The organism is Parachlamydia sp., assembly GCF_050255895.1.
GTDB lineage: Bacteria > Chlamydiota > Chlamydiia > Chlamydiales > Parachlamydiaceae > Parachlamydia > Parachlamydia acanthamoebae.
On record NZ_JBFWIR010000110.1, the window covers coordinates 1 to 5,787 of the forward strand.

Annotated in this window: 6 protein-coding genes; 3 read left to right on the forward strand and 3 right to left on the reverse strand. The window is 40.1% G+C overall.

The window, feature by feature from the left end; genetic code table 11:
• Window positions 1–206: 206 nt before the first annotated feature.
• Entirely contained in the window at window positions 207–869 is a 663-nt protein-coding gene (locus tag AB7E63_RS13070; RefSeq protein ID WP_428419640.1) for a substrate-binding periplasmic protein, read from the forward strand.
• Here AB7E63_RS13070 and AB7E63_RS13075 read toward each other — a convergent pair.
• A complete protein-coding gene (locus AB7E63_RS13075) occupies window positions 827–1,390 on the reverse strand; it encodes a hypothetical protein (protein WP_232503256.1) in 564 nt (187 codons plus the stop codon). The genes AB7E63_RS13070 and AB7E63_RS13075 overlap by 43 nt on opposite strands.
• A 120-nt stretch (window positions 1,391–1,510) precedes the next feature.
• Between AB7E63_RS13075 and AB7E63_RS13080 the strand changes: the two genes are divergently transcribed.
• Window positions 1,511–2,314, forward strand: coding sequence for a c-type cytochrome (locus AB7E63_RS13080; protein WP_284452826.1), 804 nt, complete (start codon window positions 1,511–1,513; stop codon window positions 2,312–2,314).
• A gap of 15 nt (window positions 2,315–2,329) precedes the next feature.
• Window positions 2,330–3,790, forward strand: a complete 1,461-nt coding sequence (locus AB7E63_RS13085; protein WP_428419639.1) for an RNB domain-containing ribonuclease — start codon at window positions 2,330–2,332, stop codon at window positions 3,788–3,790.
• Here the strand turns inward: AB7E63_RS13085 and AB7E63_RS13090 are convergent.
• Together AB7E63_RS13090 and AB7E63_RS13095 are read right to left on the reverse strand one after the other, a co-directional pair.
• Complete coding sequence (locus AB7E63_RS13090) at window positions 3,787–4,821, reverse strand: hypothetical protein (RefSeq protein ID WP_006341557.1); 1,035 nt, start codon at window positions 4,819–4,821, stop codon at window positions 3,787–3,789. The two genes, AB7E63_RS13085 and AB7E63_RS13090, sit on opposite strands and share 4 nt — an antisense overlap.
• A gap of 7 nt (window positions 4,822–4,828) precedes the next feature.
• Window positions 4,829–5,683 carry a bifunctional methionine sulfoxide reductase B/A protein gene (locus AB7E63_RS13095; protein WP_006341558.1) on the reverse strand — a complete coding sequence of 285 codons (855 nt, stop codon included), beginning with the start codon at window positions 5,681–5,683 and terminating at the stop codon, window positions 4,829–4,831.
• Window positions 5,684–5,787: the final 104 nt, after the last annotated feature.

A 5,787-nucleotide genomic window follows, 5' to 3' on the forward strand; every position in this document is an offset into this window, starting at 1 on the left:
GTCGTCGATTAAGTAAGGATTATGAGTTAATTGCAACAAGCAGTTTATCAATGTTTTATCTTGCTATGACTCGGTTGGTAGTTAGAAGAATAGCCTGTATTATTTAATTCAGAGAAAGTCTCTTAAACGCTTTAGAAAAAGCAAGTTATAGTACAATTACTCCCGGAGTTTTAAAAATCGGAAGTTCATTTTCAAATCCCCCCTTCATTAATCGACAAAAAGCGGGTTTAGAGGTGGACTTACTTAATGCAATTTGCAAACAGCTAAAACTCCGATGTGAGTGGGTAGAAGCAGCGCCCAATCAAATTATGGAAGGGCTGGATAATCAACAATATGATCTAATTGCCGATGGATTGGTAATGGAAGAAGGACATCAACAAGTGATTGATTTTTCAATTCCCTATTTAGTCACACATTTAAGTTTAGTGGTTAGTAAGCTTAAAAATTCATCCATTAAATCCGTGCAAGAATTGCGAGGAAAATCAGTTGGTGTTCTTAGCCGAACAGCCGAAGAAGAGGGAGCTAGACAGCTACTAAATGATCGACAAATTGGTAAAATGGTGATCTATCCTTTTGGCGATATGAATGAAGCCCTGAAAGATCTCGAAAAAGGACAAATTGACGCTTTTTTGCTCCTTTATCCTCATGCTTACTTACTTGTTAAAGAAAAGGGAAGTTTAAAAATTCTGGGATCACTTCCTAAGCCCATCCAAAAAATGGCCTTTGGATTTAGCAAAAGAAACCCTGAATTTTTAGCGGCCTTTAACCGAGCTTTACAGCAAGTTCAGCGAGATGGAACGTATGCCAAAATTTATAAAAAATGGTTTCACGAAGCTCCTGCGGAAGAATCTCCAAATAGCAGACGTTGAGGAATATCGGTAAAAATGACTTCTTCTTGAGAAAGATCTAGCACCCACACACGGTCAAAAACATCGCCTTCCCATGTTGCTGGAACTGTAGATGCCCCAAATTGCTTTGCCATATCAGGAAGAACATGATGTTCCCAACAAATCAAAACCGTTTTATCCTGAAAACCAGGGTGCGTTTTAATCCATTCGATCATCTTGGGATATTGAGGATCTTCAAAGTCTGTATTTAACTGGATGCCCATCGCATGGGCTAACGGCGCTACGGTCTGAATAGAACGGACTGATCCATTTTCAGGACCAGGTTTTAAAGCAAAAATAACCACAGGCGTTCCATATTGCTGAATTTCCGACCGCCCTTGAAAATAAGGAACTAAAGCAGCTGCCCGCTCTAACCCTTTCAGATTTAGGCAAATCCCTTCTAAAGGCTTTTCGGCATGACGCATTAACAATACCTTGTTTGGTATGGCGTGAAGAAACGTGTGTAAGATGACCAATCCCGTTGTTAACCAAACGCGTAACATGCGAAACCTCCCTTTATTTTTTAGAATTAAAATTATTGATTGATAAATTTCAATTCAAATTCTTATGGTGAGGCTTTAGAATCGAGGCTTAAATTTTGCTCTGCTTTATAGAGAGGTCGCATGGAACATTCCCGATTTGTCATTCTGTTCTTCATCTTCTTTAGCTTAGCTGGTCTTTTCGTCGCACTTTCCTCTTCTAATGGAATGTCTTCATCAAATGATACCCAGGAATGGAGAACAACCTTACTAGACCCTGAAATGGCACCCGAAAATATCAAACCATTAGTCATGCAAGGATTTCGGATTTTATTCGATACAAAAAAGCATGCTCCCCAATACGCGGGTGATGAAATCAGCTGCACAAACTGCCATTTTAATTGTGGCAACACCTTTGGCGGAGAGAACAACGGAATCTCTTTAGTTGGTGTTACAAAGAAATATCCACGTGCGATTCTCGATAATCCCCATTATACCTTAGAAGAAAGAATCAATGCCTGCTTCACAAAAAGTCTCAACGGTAAGCCTGTTCCTTTAAAATCGAAGGAAATGAAGGCCATGATCGCCTATTTAGAATGGATATCAAAGGGTGTCTCAAACCAAGCCCCTTGGTTAGGTCTAAAAAAGCTACGCTCACATGCTATCCCAAATGCAGAGAAAGGAAACACTCTTTACCAGCAACACTGTGCAGCGTGTCACGGTAAAGATGGTGAAGGACAATTACGTCCTGACAATCTTAAATATCCGCCTTTGTGGGGTAACCACTCATTTAATCAAGCTGCTGGCATGAACAATCTTCCCACTTTGGCAGCCTTTATTTACGATAATATGCCCTATCAAGAACCTCGATTAACTGTTGAGGAAGTTCTTGATATCGCCGCATACATCACTTCCCAACCACGACCTATTGAAATACGAACCCCTTAATGTGAGATAAGACATATGCTTCCAAATAATCACAACAACGTCGATTTAGATCAGGTTGCTCATCAAGTTATGCTTGATCACGGGTTTATTCCTGATTTTTCCCCACCGGTCTTGAATGAATTAGATCACATTAAAGAGGCTCCTGCACCACTTCCATCCTATAAAGACCTGCGCCATTTGCTGTGGATCTCCATTGATAATATTGATTCCAAAGATCTTGATCAATTGACTTATGCAGAGCCCATGCAAAATGGGAAGACGCATCGGTTATATGTGGCTGTAGCGGATGTTTCTGGAACAGTTCAAAAAGAATCGCTCATCGATTTACAGGCCCAAAACAATACAACGTCGATTTATACACCTTCTGTCATTTTTCCTATGCTGCATCCCAAACTTTCAACAGATATCACTTCGTTAAATCCACAGGTGGATAGAAATGCAGTGGTTGTGGAAATGGAAATCGATGAAGCCGGTAAGTTTGAACTGTTGGATGTCTACTTAGCCAACGTACACAATCATCAAAAACTAGCCTATCCAACCGTCTCCGAATGGCTTGAACACGGCAAACCCTTGCAGTCTGTTTCGCCAGAAGTCCACGAACAACTTAAGTTACAAGATTTGATCTCGAACAAAATCCAACAATTTCGAGAACAATTGGGAACTTTAAATTTTGACACGATTGAAGTGAAACCTATCCTTGAAAATCACATACCGGTCGCCTTAAGCAAAGTCGTATCAGATCGAGGCCATACCCTGATTGAAAACTGTATGATCGCCGCGAATTCCTGCCTCTCCAAATATCTAATTAGTCAGAAAGTCCCTATCCTTAAGCGGATCGTCAAAAAACCGCAGCGTTGGGAAAAAATTGTCGAAATAGCAAAAATTCATGATGTTTCCTTGCCTCATGAACCAAATGCAAAAGCTTTGCAAAATTTTCTTTTGCAACAACAGAAACAAGACCCTCTAAGATTCCCAGATTTGTCATTAACCATTATCAAATTGATTGGGCGGGGAGAATACGTCCCTAGCTATCCAGGCAATGAAGCTCCCGGACATTTTGATCTCGCTTTAGAAGATTATGCTCACACGACCGCCCCAAACCGGCGCTATCCAGATTTAATTATGCAGCGACTCTTAAAAAGCTTTTTACAAAAGCAAAATCCTTCTTATTCCGATGCGGAGCTGCAAACTTTAGCACAGCACTGCACGAAAAAAGAAGAAGATGCCAATAAAGTAGAAAGACATTTAAAAAAATCTGCTGCTGCAATGATTCTAAAAAACCAGATTGGACAGATCTACTCAGCCATTGTCACAGGTGCCAGTTCAAAAGGCACGTGGGTGCGCCTTTTGGATCCACCAGTTGAAGGTAAACTCGTGAGTGGATTCAAGCACTTGGATGTTGGAGATACCATCGAAGTCGAACTACTCCAAGTTGACGTAGCTCAAGTCTATATAGATTTTGGACGTCATCACTAAGATTTAGTATTTGCTTTGATGTAGTTTGAAAATTCGACCAACACCTGAATACGATTCAAATAGGTGTGTTTTGTTTTGACAAAATCCATCAATTCATAAAGTTCTTCGAGCTTCATCTCTTTGATCCGTTTTTCTGCATCATAAAAGAGCTGAAAAGTATTCGGATTGTAGACGATTTTGCCTTCAAATAAATCATAAATTGTTTTGGAGTTTGTGATACCCATTTGGCCATAGCTAATGTTTTTAAATATTCTGCAAGGAATATAACCTTTTTCATTTTGCCACGTCCCCACAATTGCAGGAGCCATATAAGAGCGTTTAATGAGCTCGCAGTTCTCCTGCATGCTAATTCCTCTTTTAGGAGTCCATGGGTTTTTGTGAATAAAGTTAATGTTATTCATGTGGCAAGCTTTTTCAAATGGTCCAATTTCTAAAATATTGCCAAACAGTCCTCCTGAATAAGTTCCTACCCAATAAACCGAAGGTTCTTTTACAACTGTTTTCAAACTCTCTTTTACATCATCAATTTCATATGGTAACAAATCTGTTGCCCAGGGCATATAAACACGTTTTCCTTGCGGATCACAATACACAAATGGCTCAACTTGAATGAGTGTGTCCGGATTTGGAACAGATTCTAGAATGGGATTTCCCACTTCATCATAGATATAAAGGCCATGGTTATACACTTGTAAAATGATACAATTGCCTTTTTCGATTAAGGACTGGTACTTGGGAGATCGACAATAATGCAGGATGTATTGACAATCTTCCCGTAAAGGGATGTTGTGATCCACTTGTCCTTCAGTCAAAAATAAGCTATTAGAAAAATCAAAATCTTCCACATAATCTTGATCGTCAAACCAATACGTAGGATAGCCTAAGAATTGAAAGGCTCTATAAAATCCGTTATGCACATAAGAGTGGGTGTGTGAATGAAGCTTGTGCCCCCAAATAATCACCTTATCAAAGGCATGTCCAGGCTGTACAAGGGCAACAAGAACGATAAATATACGCAAAAAAACTTTCATATTAAACTCAAAATCGGGGGGTCCACTGATGACAATAGGGTTGTTTGCCGGTTTTTCCATAATAGGACTGATGATAATCTTCAGCCGGATAGAATGTTGATGCAGGAACAATTTCTGTGACTACATGTGTCCCGTATTTTTCCAAAATTCTCTTTAAATCTAAAGCAATTTCTTTTTGCCACTCTGTCAGATAAAAAATAGCCGAGCGGTATTGGTTGCCCACATCAGGACCTTGCCTCTGCGATTGTGAAGGATCATGAATTTCAAAAAAATACTTTAAGATAGTTTCGTAACTGGTTACCTTTGAATCAAATAACACTTCCACCGCTTCAGCATGCCCTGTTTTGCCAGTGCACACCTCTTCATATGTAGGGTTTACGACAGTTCCACCTGTGTACCCAGATGTTACCCTCATAACACCTGAAAGCTTTTTCAATAAATGTTCAACACCCCAGAAACATCCCCCAGCAAATAGTGCCCGCTCGTACCCTTCCTTGGTCATAGCAGGAATGAAAGACAAAGAAAGGGAATTAACACAATGCCTGATATTTTTGGGGGTTAAAGCTTCGCCAGAAAAAACATGTCCCAAATGTGCGCCACAATTGCCACACAGGATTTCGACACGCGCACCATCGACATCTAGCTTACGTTCTACAGCTCCAAAGATTTCGTCATCAAAGCTTGGCCAACCACACTGGGAAGAAAATTTATCCTCTGATAAATACAGAGGAGCATCACAGCGTTTGCATACATACACACCAGGTTCTGCGTGCTGATCGTACTGCCCCGTGCCTGGGTATTCGGTCCCTTTCAAATTAATAATCTTCTCTTCTTCTGGTGTAAGTTTATGGTACCGTTTCATTCTGACTCCTTGGTGTATTAAAGATTGACATTCATAAAAAGTGCATTCCCATGCCAATTTGGCACACTTTCTATCCAGATTTCTCTAAATCCATTTTCTTTGTG